Origin of the sequence: Mycobacterium sp. 360MFTsu5.1, from assembly GCF_000383495.1 — a bacterium.
GTDB classification, from domain to species: Bacteria; Actinomycetota; Actinomycetes; order Mycobacteriales; family Mycobacteriaceae; genus Mycobacterium; species Mycobacterium mucogenicum_B.
The window spans coordinates 299,645-314,502 of sequence record NZ_KB911462.1; the positions used below are offsets into that span (position 1 = coordinate 299,645).

Genomic DNA, 14,858 nt, shown 5'->3' on the forward strand with positions numbered 1-14,858 from the left:
CGCGGATTTTCGTGCACAAATCACGGTCGGCAGAGTGCGCCGGCGACAGCCTCTTCGAGGCCGCGGGTCGCCAGCTGGTCGGCCAATTCGTTGTCGGCGACGCCGGCATGCCCCTTCACCCAGAACCACTCGACCTCATGCCGTGCGCAGGCGGCCTGCAGCCGCTTCCACAGATCCACGTTCTTCACCGGCTGCTTCGCCGCCGTCATCCACCCGTTGCGTTCCCAGCCGTGGACCCATTTGGTGATGCCGTTGCGGACGTAGGTGCTGTCGGTGTGCAGGTGCACGACGACGGGCCGCGTCAGTGCTTCGAGCGCCATGATGGGTGCCGTCAGCTCCATGCGGTTGTTGCTGGTTTCACCGGCCTCGCCACCGAACATTTCGCGCACGTGATGGCGCATGCGCAGCACGGCGCCCCAGCCGCCGGGGCCGGGGTTGGGACGGCAGCCGCCGTCGGTGTGGATGACCACGACGTCGTCGCTCATGACTGGCGTGCCTCCTGGAGCAGTCGTACAGCCTTCGGTCCGACACCATGCAGGGCGAGAAGCTCATTGAGATCAGCCGGCAGGTCCGCGACAGAGTGGTAACCGGCGTCGATGAGTGCGCCGGTAGCGGGTCGGCCGATCGAGATGCCGTCGAAGACGGGGCCGCGGTCGGTCATGGAGTGAGGTTAGCGTCCCGGGCCGGCTCGATCACAACGTCAGGCTGAGCGCGTCGCTAACCGCATATACGTTTATCGGCGCGCTCAGAAGGACATTGCGTCGGCGCTCAGTGCCCGGAGATCATCGCCGTGCGGACCGACATCCCGAATTCCTGATGTCGCAGCGTGGTGATCCGGCGTCCGGGTTGCACCGCCGGTTTGACCGGCGCGGTGCGGTCGCCGAAGAACGCGGCGGTCGCGTCGATGTCCTGCACGACGTACGTCAGCCCCCACAACGCGGACGGGCCGTCTCCCGTGGCGTTGGGCGAGCCGACGACTTCGAGGATCACCTCACCCAGCCGGAAGAAGATCTGCCGCATCGGCCGGCCGCCGAGTCGGCCGTCCCGTTCCCGGCGCGGGTGGACATCGACGGCCGCCAGCGTCGCGACGGTCCGCTTCAGATCGGGGGACAGCAGCACGACGTGGTCGACCGATACGGCGCCGTTGGCATGCTCGGCAGGCGTCGGCGGCGGCGCGTCCGATGAGGTGGTGGGGATGCCGTCGAGCGGCTGGTCGGACGGCACGCCGCGCAGTGCCCATCCGACGATGCCCGTGCCGCGCTCGCGTCCGACCAGGCGAACCCGGACGCCGCCGATCCGGCACGCGTCGTCGGGGTCGACGGTGAAGCCGGCCGCGGTCCACGCGTCGGCGGTGTCCGCGACCTCGAACTCATCGACGGTGACGGTCATTGGCCGGCCTCGTCGACCGTCACCCGAAGCCGCGGCGGCTTCGTATCCGGCGCCACCCGTGCCCACACCGCATCGACCATGGGCGCCAACAGTAGTTCGCCCATCTGCCGGGCCAGCACGGCGACGACCTGGGTGTTCTCGCGGCGGGTGGTCGAGGCGCGACCGGTCTTGCGGGCCGCTCGGACCTCGCGCTGCGTCAGGTCGACGATGACGTCGACCAGGTGGCTGTCGGCGACGTTCGGTTGCAGCAGGGCGCGGCGCACGTAGTCGACCACCGCCGGATTGGCCCGCAGCATGTCGCGGACGGCGGCGTCGCGCACTGCGGTGGAGGCGTCTTCGGGCACCTCGGCCAGGGCGCCCGCGAAGTAGTCGACCACCAGCTGGTCCACTGCGTTCCGCAGGCCTGCCTTGGTCTTGAAGTGGTGCTGCACCAGGCCGACCGCGACGCCGGCCTCGGCGGCGATGGCGCGCAACGAGATTCGGTCTTCGCCATGCTTGGCGTACAGGTCCAGCGCGGTGTTGCGGATGCGTGCCTTGGCTGTCAGGTCGTCGACAGTTGCCCTCGGATCAACCATCAGACCTCCCGTCGGCAACCAGATCAATGTACTGTACACATGAACAGGGGCCTATACAGTTGTATAGCGCGAAATCTAGCGAGGTGGACCAATGTCAGAGCTTTTCCCGAAGTACCGGGCCAGCTGGGAGACCGATCAGCACCGCGAGCTGCGGCAGCACGCGGCGGCGTTCCTCGCCAAGGAGGCCACGCCCAACCAGGAGCGGTGGGCCAAGAACCACCAGGTCGACCGCGAGTTCTGGAACAAGCTCGGCGACGCCGGCCTGCTGGGCCTGGACCTGCCCGAGGAGTACGGCGGTGCGGGCGGCGACTTCGGGTTCTCGGCCGTGGTGGCCGAAGAGTTTGCGCTGGCCCATGATTCGGCCTCGGGCTGGTCGGTGCACTCGCCGATCGTGGCGCACTACATCGACACCTACGGCAACGCGGAGCAGAAGGCCCGCTGGATGCCGAAGATCATCAGCGGCGAGACGGTGCTGGCCATCGCGATGACCGAGCCGGGCACCGGTTCGGACCTGCAGGCCGTCCGCACCACCGCCATCCGTGATGGTGACCACTACGTCATCAACGGCTCAAAGACATTCATCTCCAACGGATCTCTGTGCGACATGGTGGTGATCGTCGCCAAGACCGATCCCACTCAGGGGGCGGCCGGGGTGTCTCTGATCGTCGCCGAGGTCAACGACCTGCCGGGCTTCGAGCGCGGCCGGGTGCTGGAGAAGGTCGGTCAGCACGGCCAGGACACCCGCGAGCTGTTCTTCACCGACATGCGCGTGCCCGTCACCAACCTGCTCGGTGAGCAGGAAGGCCTGGGCTTCTACCAGCTGATGTCGCAGCTGGCGCGCGAGCGGCTCGTCATCGGCTCGATCTGCGCCGGCATGGCCGAGGCCGCGGTACTGGAGGCCATCAAGTACACCAAGCAGCGCGAGGCCTTCGGCAAACCGCTGATCAACTTCCAGCACAACCGATTCCAGCTCGCCGAGCTCAAGGCCGAGGTGCTGTCCATCAAGACCACCGTGGACTACTGCGTGCAGGCCCTGATCGACGGCGACAACGATCCGGCGATCGCGTCCATGGGCAAGCTGATCGCCGCCGACCGGGCCGTGGCCGTCGTCGACCGTTGTGTGCAGTTCTTCGGCGGGTACGGGTACATGATGGAGTACCCGATCGGCCGGGCCTACGCGGCGGCGCGCGTCAACAAGATCTACGGCGGCACAAGCGAAATCATGAAGGAGATCATCAGCCGCACGCTGTGATCCCGTTCCGCGAGCAGACACAAATGTCCCCGACACCTCGCCGTGTCGGGGACATTTGTGTCTGCTCGCGAAAGGGGCCGTTCGGTGGCATTCTGGGGCCATGAGCTCAGGCGATTACACCGACGAGGATGACGATCAGCTGACGCAGGAGGACATGCTGATCGACCGCGGCGTCGACGACCTGCTGGACGAGGGCTACTCGCCGCCGGACGAGTGGCGCGAGCCCCGGGATGACGAGACCCTCGATGAACTGCTCGCCGAGGAAGAGCCGGACCCGGCACTGCAGCTTGACGATGTTGACGATCCCGACGAGCAGTGGGGCGACGACGAGGTCGGTGACCAGCGGTCCGGTCGGCTCGTGGCCGGCGAGCAGGACGGTGAGCTGCTCGCCGGGGACGTCGGCATCGACGGGAGCGCGGCCTCCGCCGAGGAGGCCGCGGTCCACGTCATCGACGAATAGCCGCTCAGACCTTGGCGATGACGTTCTCGGCGAACATCTCCAGGTGCTTGATCTTCTCGTCGAGCGGCTGGGTGTCCTCGCCCATGATGTAGGGCACGCGGAAGCCGACGATGACGTCGGTGACGCCCTTGTCTTCCAGGCGCTTCACGCCGTCGACAGTGAAGCCGTCGATCGAGATCACGTGAATCTGGAACTCGTCGCACAGCCCGATGCGCTCCTCGGATTCCCGGTACTGCGCGAGCTTCTTGAGCAGCGGGTCGAGGTCGGCCGGGTCGCCGCCACCGTGCATCCAGCCGTCGTTGCGGGCGGCACGCTTGAGCGCGGCATCGGCGTGACCACCGACGAGGATCGGCACCGGCTTGGTCGGCGCGGGCGTCATCTTGGTCTTGGGGATGTCGTAGAACTCGCCGTGGTACTCGAAGTAGTCGCCCTGCGTCAGGCCGCGGATGACGTCGATGCACTCGTCCATGCGCTTGCCGCGGCGGGCGAATGGCACGCCCATGACCTCGTAGTCTTCCGGCCACGGGCTGGTGCCGACGCCCAGGCCCAGGCGGTTGTCGAAGAGTGCGGCCAGGGACCCGGCCTGCTTGGCCACCAAGGCCGGCGGCCGGATGGGCAGCTTCAGCACGAAGATGTTGAAGTGCAGCTTGGTCGTGACGGCCGACAGGGCCCCGATCAACGAGAACGACTCGATGAACGACTTGCCGTCGAGGAACTCGCGGCTGCCGTCGGCGGTGTACGGGTACGACGAGTCGGACTCGAACGGGTACGCGATGCTGTCCGGGATGGTCATCGCGTGGTAGCCGGCCTCGTCGGCCGCCTTGGCCAGCGGGATGTAGTACTTCGGATCGGTCATCGCTTCGGCGTAGGTGAACCTCATGAAGCGATACTAGAACGTGTTCTAGTTTCATGGACCGGGTACGGCCCATTCAGTGGTCGTCAGTTCAGCGGGAACGGCGGCAAGCCGGTGCCGCTGATGGCGTAGCCGCCCTGCTGGCTGCGCTCGGTGACGCGTGCCGTCGCGGTGCGTTCGCCCACCGCCACGGTGACGGCAGTGCGGGGCAGTTCGTCGAGCGTCTCGAAAACCGTTCCACGCCAGTGGTACTGGCCGTCGATCGGATCGAGGTGTCCGGCCAGCCGGACCCGGACGTCGCGGCCGTCGATGGTGGCGGGTCCGTCGTACAGGTCTTCGGCCTCGGCGATCTCCGCCCGCGCCGCAGGCGCCACCGGACCTCCGGGCAGGAACCCGCTCCGCCGCCACATCCGCCGTGCGATGGGGCCGAGGAGTCCAACTTCCTCCAGGAACGACGCGAGCGGCGCGAACCCGGCGATCTGTGTCTCGATCCGGTGCGGCGACGTCCGCGCCATCCGGCGCGCGGCCCGCGCGTCCAGTCCGACGCGGCGGTACTGCACCTTGTTGGTGAACAGGAACCGGAAGAACAGGCCGCCGACACCGTTGAGGTTGCCGATCCAGAAGCGCTTGGGCCACGACATCTCCGGCGCGCGCTTGCGCAGGCCGTCGCGGGCGAACTGGATGTGCCGGGCCTCTTCCGTGACGTGGATTCGCATGAGCCGCTGCACCATGGGCTGCAGCTCGGGATCGTCCATCATCTGGCGTTGCAGCGAATCGAAGATCTCCTCGCCGATGAGCGCCGCCACCCAGAGCACCGAGCCCTGGAAGGCGAACGGCAGCATGTTGATGATGGTGCGCTGATACCACTTGGGCCGTACGGGGTCGGCGCCCACCTTCTCGATGGCTTTGCCGAACATCACCATGTGGCGGGTTTCGTCGCCGAGTTCGGTCAGCTCGTAGTGGGTGGCGCTCGCGGTCGGGTCCTGATGCATCGCCTTGCGCAGCAGGGCCTGGTTGAGGATGTTCTCGAACCAGATGCCCGCCGACAGGGTGTTGACCAGTTCCTGGCGGGACAGCTCGATCTGCTCGGCCCGGCTCATCGACTCCCAGAGCGGGGTGCCGTACAGCGACACCACTTTCGGTGGCAGGAAGTACTTGTCCGGGTCGATCGGCGCGTCCCAGTCGATGTCGACGATCGGCGCGTAAGACTTGCGCACCGAGCCTTTGAGCAGGCGTTCGGCGAATTCCGCGCGCGTCGTCTGGCCTTTGACCGAAGCTGTCATCGTTGACATCCCTTCGAAAGTGTCTGTAATCCGAAGCTACGTCCGATACCAGAGGTAGTCAATACCTGCGGTACTGGATAAAAGTTGGGCCGTCGCGGGCCGCTAGCCTTCGCGGATGCGCACAATCCACGTCATCGGTATCGGTGCCGGCGACCCGGACTACGTCACCGCTCAAGCCGTCGCGGCGCTCAACGACACGCAGGTGTTCTTCGCGATGGACAAAGGCGACACCAAGGACGACCTCGTCGCGCTGCGCCGGCTGATCTGTGAGCGTTTCATCGAAGACCCGGCCTACCGGTTCGTGGCGCTGCCGGATCCGGTGAGGGCCAAAGATCGTGAGTACCACGAAGCGGTGGCCGAATGGCACGCCGCACGAGCGCGGCTGTGGGCGGAGGCCATCGAGACCGAACTGGGGCCCGACGGCGTCGGCGCCTTCCTCGCGTGGGGCGACCCGTCGCTCTACGACAGCACGCTGCGCATCCTGGACCGCGTCGCCGAACACGTCGAGTTCGAGTTCGACGTCATCCCCGGCATCACGGCCATCCAGGCTCTCACGGCTCGACATCGCATCCCGCTCAACGACATTGGCGAGCCGGTGCTGATCACGACGGGGCGTCAGCTGCGTGAGCACGGGCTGGCCGGCGCCGCGGTGGTGATGCTCGACGGCGAGTGCTCGTTCCTGGAATGCCCACCGCAGACCCGGATTTGGTGGGGCGCCTACCTCGGCACGCCCGACGAGATGCTCATCGCCGGCACCGTCGGCGAGGTCGGGGAACGGATCGCCCGGGAGCGCGCCGAGGCCCGGACGCGGCATGGCTGGATCATGGACACCTATCTGCTGCGGGCAGAATCGACAGCATGAAATCGTTGCTGCTGCGGGCCTGCGTGACCGGCCTGGCGTTGTGGTTGGTCACGCGCATGGTGTCGGGGATCTATTTCGTCTTCCCCGTGGGCGCCGGCCAACTCGAACGCCTCGGCATCATCTTGGTGGTGGCGTTCGTCTTCGGGTTGGTCAACGCCATCATCAAGCCGATCGTGCAGCTGTTCGCGATCCCGCTGTACATCCTCACCCTCGGCCTGATCCACATCGTCATCAACGCCTGGATGCTGTGGATCACCTCGTGGATCACCGAGAACACCACGCACTGGGGCCTGGGCATCGACCAGTTCTGGTTCACCGCGATCTGGGCGGCGATCCTGCTGTCGATCGTCGGCTGGGCGCTGGGTCTGGTGCAGCGCGCCGTCGAGAGCTAGGGATTTGTGCACGATTTTCCGCGGTCGGCGCGGAAAATCGTGCACAAATCCCTACGTCAGCGACGCCTGGATCGCGCGTAACTCGTTGGCGCCGAACGCCGGTGGCTCGGTGATCTCGGCTGCCGGGCGTCCGGCGCGGACCGAGTCGGCCAGGTCGGCGAGCGTCGCGGTCAGCTGTGCGGCGGCGTCCGGGGTGATCGGCGCTTCGGATCGCTCGGTGGCCCAGCCCGCGGCGAGCGTCCGGTATGCGAGCTGCTCGGTCGCGACGATGGTCGGCCAAAGCCGTTCTGCCGCAACGCGGCTCCGGGGTGAACCGCCGATGGCGGTGTCGTAGACCGGAAGCATGGCCATCGCGCGGAGCTGCAGGTCGCGACGGTCGTTGCGGGCCTGATCGGTGGTCACCTGACCTGCGGCCAGATGGCCGACCACGACCGCGACCGCATCCAGCGTGGCCGCGATCGACTCGGCGGGGCGCGCCGCGGGATGGCCGCGTCGCGTCACCCACAACACCAGAAGTGCCACCGCGCAACCGATCACGGTGTCGATGCCGCGGGCGAGCAGCATGGCGGGGACGTCGGCGATGTGGTGTCCGCCCGACGCGATGGTCAAGGCCGCGGGCGTGATGAAGATGACCGCGACGGTGTAGTTACGCACCACGAACATCTCGATGACGAACTGCAGCGTGCCGACGATCAGGGCGAGCCACGGTCCGCCCGGCGCGGCGATCAGGACACCGCCCGCCAGCACCAGGCCGAGCCAGGTGCCCAGGGTGCGTTCGATGCCGCGTTGTACGGTGCGCCGCCAATCGAAGCCTTGATGCAGCATCAGCACCGCCGCCGCCATGGCCCAGTACGCGTGGTCGATGTTCAGACCGACGGCGACGGTGCCGGCGATCGCGACGGCGACCGCGGTGCGCAGTGCCGCGGTCAGGGCGGGAGACCCCGGCGTCACCGCACGGCGCAGCAGCGTCGCGACGGACGGCCGTCCCAGCGGGATCAGGCCCTCGAAACTGCCGCCGATGTCGTCGGGCACCGTGCCCAGCTGCCGGGCCCGCGCGGCGTCGTCGACGGACAGTGGTTGGCCGCGGTCGGCGGCCGCCATGGCTTCGGCGAACAACACGTGCAGCCGGCGGTTCGTCATCCGCAGCCGATAGAGGGCGTCATCGGGCTTGGGGTGGACGGGCTGGAACGTGACGAGCGTGATCCACGCTTCGTGCAGCAGCTGCGCGGCGCGGTGCCGCGCGTCGGGTGATGAGGTCTCGATGTAGGTGGCCACCGCTTCGGCGGCAGCGGCGACCGCGGCGCGTTCCGGCGCGCGCGGACGGACCAGTACCCCGGCCATGTGCACCACCCAGGCGAACGCGCCGCCGGCCAGCACCAGCGCGCCCAGCCGCCACGGGCTGAGGTGCTCGGCCGCGATCCCGACGGCAGCCGCGCACGCCAGCACCGGCATGTAGGCACCGGGCGGTCCGACCGACAGGGCCTGGCAGATCAGGACGGCAACCATCGCGATCACGGTCACCGCCAGCACCGCCGACCACGGGGTTGCCGCCGCCCAGTCGCCGAGCGCCACGACCACCGCGAACGAGACGGCGATGGCGCCGAGATACATCGCGCGGTTGAGATACGGGCGCCCGCTGCCGTACAGCGACGTGAATCCACCGATGGTGGCGATCAGCCCGGCCGACACATCGCCGGCTGCCCACCCGGCGAGAATCGGCACCACCATGCAGATCGAGGCCCGGAGCGCGAACGGCCAGCGGCGCGGCACAGTATTCATGACCAGGATGCGTCGCAGTGGATTGGTGGCCGGGGCGGGTGCCGAGCGGTCTGCCATGTGTACAGCATGCGGTACATCCAGTCGCTAGCCTGAACCCATGCCGGAACTTCCCGAGGTCGAGGCGCTCGCCGATCACCTGCGTCGTCATGCGGTCGGTCTGCCGGTGGGCCGCATCGATGTCTCCGCCTTCTCGGTGCTCAAAACCTTCGACCCGCCACCGACCGCGTTGTACGGCGTGGAGGTGACGGGTGCCAACCGCTGGGGCAAGTACCTCGGGCTGCAGGTCGGCGACCTGCACCTGATCACCCACCTGTCGCGGGCGGGGTGGCTGCGCTGGTCGGAGAAGCTGGCGGCCGCGCCTCTGAAACCAGGCAAAGGGCCGATCGCGCTGCGGGTGCATCTCGGAAAACCGGGTGAGGCACCGGGTTTCGACCTCACCGAGGCGGGAACCCAGAAGCGGCTGGCGGTCTGGCTGGTGAACGACCCGCTGGCCGTGCCGCAGATCGCCACGTTGGGTCCGGACGCGCTGTCACTCGGGCCGGCGGAATTGGGCGCGGTGCTGGCCGGCAACACCGGCCGGATCAAGAACGTCATCACCGATCAGCGGGTGATCGCCGGGATCGGCAACGCTTACAGCGACGAAATCCTGCACGTGGCCAAACTGTCGCCGTTCGCGACCGCGGGCAAGCTGACGGCCGAACAACTGAGTGCGCTGCACGACGCGATGATCTCGGTGCTGACCGATGCCGTGACCCGATCGGTCGGGCAGGGGGCGGCAACCCTCAAGGGGGAGAAGCGCTCTGGGCTGCGGGTCCATGCCCGCACGGGGCTGCCGTGCCCGGTGTGCGGTGACACGGTCCGGGAAGTGTCCTTCGCGGACAAGTCTTTTCAGTACTGCGCGACGTGCCAGACCGGCGGCAAGGTGCTGGCCGACCGCCGGATGTCCAAGCTGCTCAAGTGATTCAGCTGCAGTAGTTCTTGGTCGCTGCCACCAGCGCCTGCTGGTACAGCGGGTCGAGTTGCCGGTTCATGGTGACTTGTGTGCGGGCAGTATCGACCGCGGCGGCGCAGCCCGGACCGTGCAGGATGCCCTGCTGTGCGGCCAGCTCGGCGACCATGGTGTGGTTGAAACCGTCTATCGCCGTGCGTGATTCGGACAGATCCGGGGCGGTGGTCGGCGCCGCGGCCGGATCGAACTTCCACTGGCTGAACCGTAGGTATTCGATGCCCTCGGTGGCGTGAATCTGGTCGGTGAACACCTTCTGCACGAACTCCGGGTCGGTACCCGACGCGGTGGCCTGGGCGCCGACGGCCTTCAGCACCTGCTCCACCCGTGCCGGGTCCTCGATCGAGCCGCCGTTGATCCACTTGACCGCGGCCACCGGATCGGCGGTCTGCAGCCGCTGGGCGGCGGTGTCGACCAACCGGAACAGTGGATCGTCGTCGGCGTGGGCGAGGGGCACCGACGTCATGCCCACGACGGCGACCAGCAGGGCGGCGAGCTTCATCCTTCGATCCTGCATCATCCGACCTTTCTTGACAGGTGTCGAGTTGGTTACGCTGCAGGCATGACTCGGCAGAAAATCCTCATCACCGGCGCGAGCTCGGGCCTGGGCGCCGGTATGGCCCGGCAGTTCGCCGCCAAGGGCCGCGACCTCGCGCTGTGTGCCCGCCGGCTGGACAACCTCGAAGAACTGAAGGCCGAACTGACGGCGCAGTACCCCGGGGTGACCGTGGCCATCGCGGCGCTGGACGTCAACGACCACGACCAGGTGCCCAAGGTGTTCGAGGAGTTGTCCGATCAGTTGGGCGGTATCGACTGCGTCATCGTCAACGCCGGCATCGGCAAGGGCTACCCGCTGGGCGGCGGCAAGCTGTGGGCGAACAAGGCGACCATCGAGACGAATCTCGTTGCGGCACTGGTGCAGATCGAAACAGCGCTGGAGATGTTCAAGGCCGCGGGCCGGGGCCACCTGGTCCTGGTGTCGTCGGTGCTCGGCAACGTCGGGGTGCCGGGATTCAAGGCCGCGTATGCCGCGAGCAAGGCCGGCGTCACGTCGTTGGGTGAGTCGCTGCGCGCGGAGTACCCGTCCGGACCCATCAAGATCACGGTCCTCGAGCCCGGCTACATCGAGTCGGAGATGACGGCCAAGTCCAACTCGACCATGCTCATGGTCGACAACGAGACCGGCGTGAAAGCCATGGTCGACGCCATCGAGAAGGAGAAGGGCCGCGCCGTCGTCCCCGGCTGGCCGTGGTGGCCGCTGGTCGAGGTGATGAAGTTGGTGCCGCCGCGTTTCACCAAGTACTTCGCCTAGGGATTTGTGCACGATTTTCCGCGCCGGCCGCGGAAAATCGTGCACAAATCCCTAGGAAACGCGGCCGCGCTCGACGCGGTAGCGACGCACGAGGGCGTCGGTCGAGCTGTCGGACTGCGGGGCGGGCGAGGCGTCGGACGTGATGACCGGCAGCAGCGCCTTGGCCTGCGTCTTGCCCAGCTCGACACCCCACTGGTCGAACGAGTCGATGCCCCAGATGACGCCCTCGGTGAAGACCTGGTGCTCGTACAGCGCGATCAACTGCCCGACCACCGACGGCGTCAGCTTGGTCGCCAAAATCGAAGTGGTGGGCCGGTTCCCGGGCATCACCTTGTGCGGGACGACGGTGGCCGGGGTGCCCTCGGCGGCGATCTCCTCGGCGGTCTTGCCGAAGGCCAGCACCTGCGTCTGGGCGAAGAAGTTGCTCATCAGCAGGTCGTGCATGCTGCCGGTGCCGTCGGCGGTGGGCAGATCGTCGGTCGGCTCGCTGAAGCCGATGAAGTCCGCCGGCACCAGCCGGGTGCCCTGGTGCAGTAGTTGGTAGAAGGCGTGCTGGCCGTTGGTTCCCGGTTCGCCCCAGAAGATTTCGCCGGTGTCGGTGGTCACCGGGGTGCCGTCGGCGCGCACCGACTTGCCGTTGGACTCCATGGTCAGCTGCTGCAGGTAGGCCGCGAAGCGGGCCATGTCGTTGGAGTAGGGGAGCACCGCACGCGCCTGTGCCCCAAAGAAATCCGAGTACCACAGGCCGATGAGGCCGAGCAGCGCCGGCGCGTTCGCTTCCAGCGGCGCGGTGCGGAAGTGCTCGTCGACCAGGTGGAAGCCGGCCAGGAATTCGCCGAACCGTTCCTTGCCGATGACGGCCATCACCGAGAGCCCGATGGCGCTGTCCACCGAGTAGCGGCCACCGACCCAGTCCCAGAAGCCGAACATGTTCGCGGTGTCGATGCCGAACTCGGACACCAGCTTTGCGTTGGTCGACACCGCGACGAAGTGCTTGGCGACGGCGTCGTCACCCAGTGCGGCGACGAGCCAGCGCCGGGCGGCAGTGGCGTTCGTCAGCGTCTCCAACGTCGAGAACGTCTTGGAGGCGACGATGAAAAGCGTTGTGGCAGGGTCGAGTCCGTCGAGCTTGGCCACCAGGTCGGCCGGGTCGACGTTCGACACGAACCGGGCCGAGATACCCGCGTCGGCGTAGTGACGCAGGGCCTGGTCGACCATCACGGGCCCCAGATCGGAACCACCGATACCGATGTTGACGACGGTCGTGATGCGCTGCCCGGTGGCCCCGGTCCACTCACCGCTGCGCAACTTATCGGTGAATGTCCCCATTGCATCGAGCACGGAATGTACGTCGGCGACCACGTCCTGGCCGTCGACCACCAACGAGGCGCCACGGGGCAGCCGCAGCGCGGTGTGCAGCACGGCGCGGTCTTCGGAGGTGTTGATGTGTTCGCCGGCGAACATGGCGTCGCGCCGCTCCTCCAGACCGGCGGCCCGGGCCAGATCGAGCAGCAGCGCAAGGGTTTCCCTTGTCACGCGGTGCTTGCTGTAGTCGATGTACAGGTCGCCGACTGTCAGCGTCAGCTCCCGGCCGCGGTCCGGGTCGTCGGCGAACAACTCGCGCAGCGTGGTCGCCTCGACCGCGGCATGGTGCGCGCTGAGCGCCTTCCAGGCTGAGGTGGTGGTGATGTCGGCAGCGGGAGTGTGATCAGCCATGCCTCAAACCCTAGTGTGACGCAGGAAACGCCGCCGTACATGATGGGTGTATGGACATCGCCGCGCTGTTGTCGTCTGTCCCAACTGGCCTCTGGATCGGCGGTGAGGAGCGCGCCGGTCAATCCACGTTCGAAGTGCTCAACCCGGCTACCGAGGATGTCATCGCCCGCGTCGCCGACGCCACGCCGCAGGACGGCATCGCCGCACTCGACGCCGCGGCGGCCGTCGAAAAGGAGTGGGCGGCAACTCCGCCCCGTGAGCGCGGCGAAATCCTTCGGTCGGTGTTCGAGACCATCACCGCCCGGGCCGAGGACGTGGCCACGCTGATGACGCTCGAGATGGGCAAGGTGCTCGCCGAGAGCCGCGGCGAGGTCAAGTACGGCGCCGAGTTCTTCCGCTGGTTCGCCGAAGAGGCCGTCCGCATCGGCGGCCGCTACACCCCGAGCCCGGCCGGCACCGGGCGCATCGTCGTCACCAAGTCGCCCGTCGGCCCGTGCTACGCGGTGACGCCGTGGAACTTCCCGCTGGCCATGGGCACCCGCAAGATCGGTCCGGCCCTGGCGGCCGGTTGCACCATGCTGGTCAAGCCCGCTGCCGAAACCCCGCTGACCATGCTGCTGTTTGCCAAACTGATGGCCGACGCCGGCCTGCCCAAGGGCGTGCTGTCCGTGCTGCCGACCACCAGCCCAGGCGAGCTGACCAAGGCCCTCATGGACGACGGTCGGTTGCGGAAGCTGACCTTCACGGGGTCGACGGGCGTCGGCCGGGCGCTGGTGCAGCAGGGCGGCGAGAAGCTGCTCCGCATGTCGATGGAACTCGGCGGCAACGCGCCCTTCGTGGTGTTCGACGACGCCGACATCGATGCCGCCGTCGACGGCGCGATCCTCGCGAAGATGCGCAACGGCGGCGAGGCCTGTACGGCGGCCAACCGATTCCACGTCGCCAACGCGGTGCGGGAGGAGTTCACGACGAAGCTGGTGCAGCGGATGAGCGAGTTCACGCTCGGCAACGGCCTGGACGAGAACGCGACGCTCGGCCCGCTGATCAACGCCAAGCAGGTCGGCACCGTCACCGACCTGGTGTCCGACGCGGTGTCGCGCGGCGCGACCGTCGCGGTCGGCGGCACGGCACCGGGCGGGCCGGGTTACTTCTATCCCGCGACGGTCCTGGCCGATGTACCGGCGGACGCCCGCATCCTCAAGGAAGAGGTGTTCGGGCCCGTCGCCCCGGTGACGGGCTTCGACACCGAGGACGAGGCGATCGCCGCGGCCAACGACACCGAGTACGGCCTGGCGGCCTACATCTACACGCAGTCGCTGGACCGGGCGCTACGGGTGTCCGAGGCGTTGGAATCCGGCATGGTCGGCGTCAACCGCGGAGTCATCTCGGACCCGGCGGCGCCTTTCGGTGGAGTGAAGTCGTCAGGATTCGGCCGCGAGGGCGGCACCGAAGGCATCGAGGAATACCTCGACACCAAGTACATCGCCCTGACGCCCTGACGCCTAGCCGCCCTTGGCGCGAGCGGCCGTGTCTGTACGCAACACGCCGTGGTTGCTTGTACAAATGGGGCCGCTCACCAGCCGCGAGGGTGCGCAAACCACACACCGAAGTCGGCGTGTCGCCGTGCAGACACGGCCGCTCGCGGGGGAGTTTGGGGTCAGTGGCCGAGGCGGCCGCGGCCGAGACGCAGCAGCAGCATGGCGAGGTCTTTGCCCTCGGGGCCCAGCTCGCTGTAGCGCTCGATGACCTTCATCTCGCGGCTGTGCACCAGCCGGGTGCCGCCGGAGGCCATCCGGGCCTTGCCGATCATCTTGGAGACCTCGGTGCGACGGGCGACGGCCGCCAGGATGGTGGCGTCCAGTTCGTCGATCTCCAGGCGGAGCTCGTCGATGTTGGGGAGTTCGGTTTCGGTCGACATGGTTTCCTCGCTGTTGGTGGATTCTGGTGTCATCCGAATTCAGGCCTCACACAACAAACGA

17 protein-coding genes and 1 pseudogene are annotated in these 14,858 nt (G+C 67.6%); 8 read left to right on the forward strand and 10 right to left on the reverse strand.

Annotated elements, in window-relative coordinates:
- Positions 1-20: 20 nt before the first annotated feature.
- From rnhA to H289_RS0101600, 4 genes are all read right to left on the reverse strand, one after another.
- Positions 21-485 (reverse strand): ribonuclease HI, encoded by a 465-nt coding sequence (rnhA, locus tag H289_RS0101585; protein ID WP_020099000.1) that lies wholly within the window; start codon positions 483-485, stop codon positions 21-23.
- Positions 482-661: a helix-hairpin-helix domain-containing protein gene (locus H289_RS0101590; protein WP_020099001.1), complete on the reverse strand. Its 180-nt coding sequence runs from the start codon at positions 659-661 to the stop codon at positions 482-484. Before H289_RS0101590 ends, rnhA begins: the two co-directional genes overlap by 4 nt.
- A 107-nt stretch (positions 662-768) precedes the next feature.
- Entirely contained in the window at positions 769-1,389 is a 621-nt protein-coding gene (locus H289_RS0101595; RefSeq protein ID WP_020099002.1) for a hypothetical protein, read from the reverse strand.
- Entirely contained in the window at positions 1,386-1,964 is a 579-nt protein-coding gene (locus tag H289_RS0101600; protein WP_020099003.1) for a TetR/AcrR family transcriptional regulator, read from the reverse strand. The genes H289_RS0101595 and H289_RS0101600 overlap by 4 nt, the downstream gene beginning before the upstream one ends.
- Before the next feature lie 91 nt (positions 1,965-2,055).
- On the opposite strand from H289_RS0101600, the gene H289_RS0101605 reads away from it, so the two are divergent.
- The gene (locus H289_RS0101605; protein ID WP_020099004.1) at positions 2,056-3,216 is read left to right on the forward strand and encodes an acyl-CoA dehydrogenase family protein; all 1,161 of its coding nucleotides are present in this window, start codon (positions 2,056-2,058) and stop codon (positions 3,214-3,216) included.
- A 100-nt stretch (positions 3,217-3,316) separates the two neighbouring features.
- Positions 3,317-3,676: a DUF5709 domain-containing protein gene (locus H289_RS0101610; protein WP_020099005.1), complete on the forward strand. Its 360-nt coding sequence runs from the start codon at positions 3,317-3,319 to the stop codon at positions 3,674-3,676.
- 4 nt (positions 3,677-3,680) lie between these two features.
- Here the strand turns inward: H289_RS0101610 and H289_RS0101615 are convergent, their stop codons facing one another.
- Positions 3,681-4,556, reverse strand: coding sequence for an LLM class flavin-dependent oxidoreductase (locus H289_RS0101615; RefSeq protein WP_020099006.1), 876 nt, complete (start codon positions 4,554-4,556; stop codon positions 3,681-3,683).
- Between the two features lie 59 nt (positions 4,557-4,615).
- Positions 4,616-5,812: a diiron oxygenase gene (locus H289_RS0101620; protein ID WP_020099007.1), complete on the reverse strand. Its 1,197-nt coding sequence runs from the start codon at positions 5,810-5,812 to the stop codon at positions 4,616-4,618.
- A 115-nt stretch (positions 5,813-5,927) separates the two neighbouring features.
- On the opposite strand from H289_RS0101620, the gene cobF reads away from it, so the two are divergent.
- Positions 5,928-6,674, forward strand: a complete 747-nt coding sequence (gene cobF / locus H289_RS0101625) for a precorrin-6A synthase (deacetylating) (protein WP_020099008.1) — start codon at positions 5,928-5,930, stop codon at positions 6,672-6,674.
- Positions 6,671-7,066: a phage holin family protein gene (locus H289_RS0101630; protein WP_020099009.1), complete on the forward strand. Its 396-nt coding sequence runs from the start codon at positions 6,671-6,673 to the stop codon at positions 7,064-7,066. Before cobF ends, H289_RS0101630 begins: the two co-directional genes overlap by 4 nt.
- Positions 7,067-7,117: 51 nt before the next feature.
- Here H289_RS0101630 and H289_RS0101635 read toward each other — a convergent pair whose 3' ends face one another.
- The gene (locus tag H289_RS0101635; protein WP_020099010.1) at positions 7,118-8,902 is read right to left on the reverse strand and encodes an FUSC family protein; all 1,785 of its coding nucleotides are present in this window, start codon (positions 8,900-8,902) and stop codon (positions 7,118-7,120) included.
- 40 nt (positions 8,903-8,942) lie between these two features.
- Here H289_RS0101635 and H289_RS33555 point away from each other — a divergent pair.
- Together H289_RS33555 and H289_RS33560 are read left to right on the forward strand one after the other, a co-directional pair.
- Positions 8,943-9,185: pseudogene (locus tag H289_RS33555) on the forward strand (DNA-formamidopyrimidine glycosylase family protein); the annotation flags it as partial.
- A gap of 147 nt (positions 9,186-9,332) precedes the next feature.
- On the forward strand, positions 9,333-9,806 hold the full coding sequence (locus H289_RS33560; RefSeq protein WP_231387951.1) for a zinc finger domain-containing protein: 474 nt from the start codon (positions 9,333-9,335) through the stop codon (positions 9,804-9,806).
- 1 nt (position 9,807) lies between these two features.
- On the opposite strand, the gene H289_RS0101645 is transcribed toward H289_RS33560, so the two are convergent.
- Positions 9,808-10,368 carry a chorismate mutase gene (locus tag H289_RS0101645; protein ID WP_286133517.1) on the reverse strand — a complete coding sequence of 187 codons (561 nt, stop codon included), beginning with the start codon at positions 10,366-10,368 and terminating at the stop codon, positions 9,808-9,810.
- A gap of 45 nt (positions 10,369-10,413) precedes the next feature.
- On the opposite strand from H289_RS0101645, the gene H289_RS0101650 reads away from it, so the two are divergent.
- Positions 10,414-11,163, forward strand: a complete 750-nt coding sequence (locus tag H289_RS0101650) for an SDR family oxidoreductase (protein WP_020099013.1) — start codon at positions 10,414-10,416, stop codon at positions 11,161-11,163.
- A gap of 51 nt (positions 11,164-11,214) precedes the next feature.
- Here the strand turns inward: H289_RS0101650 and pgi are convergent, their stop codons facing one another.
- Positions 11,215-12,879: a glucose-6-phosphate isomerase gene (gene pgi, locus H289_RS0101655; RefSeq protein ID WP_020099014.1), complete on the reverse strand. Its 1,665-nt coding sequence runs from the start codon at positions 12,877-12,879 to the stop codon at positions 11,215-11,217.
- Between the two features lie 50 nt (positions 12,880-12,929).
- Here pgi and H289_RS0101660 point away from each other — a divergent pair, with 50 nt between their 5' ends.
- Positions 12,930-14,378 (forward strand): NAD-dependent succinate-semialdehyde dehydrogenase, encoded by a 1,449-nt coding sequence (locus H289_RS0101660; protein WP_020099015.1) that lies wholly within the window; start codon positions 12,930-12,932, stop codon positions 14,376-14,378.
- Positions 14,379-14,536: 158 nt separating this feature from the next.
- Here H289_RS0101660 and H289_RS0101665 read toward each other — a convergent pair whose 3' ends face one another.
- Positions 14,537-14,830, reverse strand: coding sequence for a chorismate mutase (locus H289_RS0101665; protein WP_020099016.1), 294 nt, complete (start codon positions 14,828-14,830; stop codon positions 14,537-14,539).
- Positions 14,831-14,858 lie beyond the last annotated feature (28 nt).

What these genes read in the sequence shown, in the direction of transcription:
- rnhA (WP_020099000.1), bottom strand. Translation starts at nt 485, where the DNA reads ATGAGCGACGACGTCGTGGTCATCCACACCGACGGCGGCTGCCGTCCC.
- H289_RS0101590 (WP_020099001.1), bottom strand. Translation starts at nt 661, where the DNA reads ATGACCGACCGCGGCCCCGTCTTCGACGGCATCTCGATCGGCCGACCC.
- H289_RS0101595 (WP_020099002.1), bottom strand. Translation starts at nt 1,389, where the DNA reads ATGACCGTCACCGTCGATGAGTTCGAGGTCGCGGACACCGCCGACGCG.
- H289_RS0101600 (WP_020099003.1), bottom strand. Translation starts at nt 1,964, where the DNA reads ATGGTTGATCCGAGGGCAACTGTCGACGACCTGACAGCCAAGGCACGC.
- H289_RS0101605 (WP_020099004.1), top strand. Translation starts at nt 2,056, where the DNA reads ATGTCAGAGCTTTTCCCGAAGTACCGGGCCAGCTGGGAGACCGATCAG.
- H289_RS0101610 (WP_020099005.1), top strand. Translation starts at nt 3,317, where the DNA reads ATGAGCTCAGGCGATTACACCGACGAGGATGACGATCAGCTGACGCAG.
- H289_RS0101615 (WP_020099006.1), bottom strand. Translation starts at nt 4,556, where the DNA reads ATGAGGTTCACCTACGCCGAAGCGATGACCGATCCGAAGTACTACATC.
- H289_RS0101620 (WP_020099007.1), bottom strand. Translation starts at nt 5,812, where the DNA reads ATGACAGCTTCGGTCAAAGGCCAGACGACGCGCGCGGAATTCGCCGAA.
- cobF (WP_020099008.1), top strand. Translation starts at nt 5,928, where the DNA reads ATGCGCACAATCCACGTCATCGGTATCGGTGCCGGCGACCCGGACTAC.
- H289_RS0101630 (WP_020099009.1), top strand. Translation starts at nt 6,671, where the DNA reads ATGAAATCGTTGCTGCTGCGGGCCTGCGTGACCGGCCTGGCGTTGTGG.
- H289_RS0101635 (WP_020099010.1), bottom strand. Translation starts at nt 8,902, where the DNA reads ATGGCAGACCGCTCGGCACCCGCCCCGGCCACCAATCCACTGCGACGC.
- H289_RS0101645 (WP_286133517.1), bottom strand. Translation starts at nt 10,368, where the DNA reads ATGCAGGATCGAAGGATGAAGCTCGCCGCCCTGCTGGTCGCCGTCGTG.
- H289_RS0101650 (WP_020099013.1), top strand. Translation starts at nt 10,414, where the DNA reads ATGACTCGGCAGAAAATCCTCATCACCGGCGCGAGCTCGGGCCTGGGC.
- pgi (WP_020099014.1), bottom strand. Translation starts at nt 12,879, where the DNA reads ATGGCTGATCACACTCCCGCTGCCGACATCACCACCACCTCAGCCTGG.
- H289_RS0101660 (WP_020099015.1), top strand. Translation starts at nt 12,930, where the DNA reads ATGGACATCGCCGCGCTGTTGTCGTCTGTCCCAACTGGCCTCTGGATC.
- H289_RS0101665 (WP_020099016.1), bottom strand. Translation starts at nt 14,830, where the DNA reads ATGACACCAGAATCCACCAACAGCGAGGAAACCATGTCGACCGAAACC.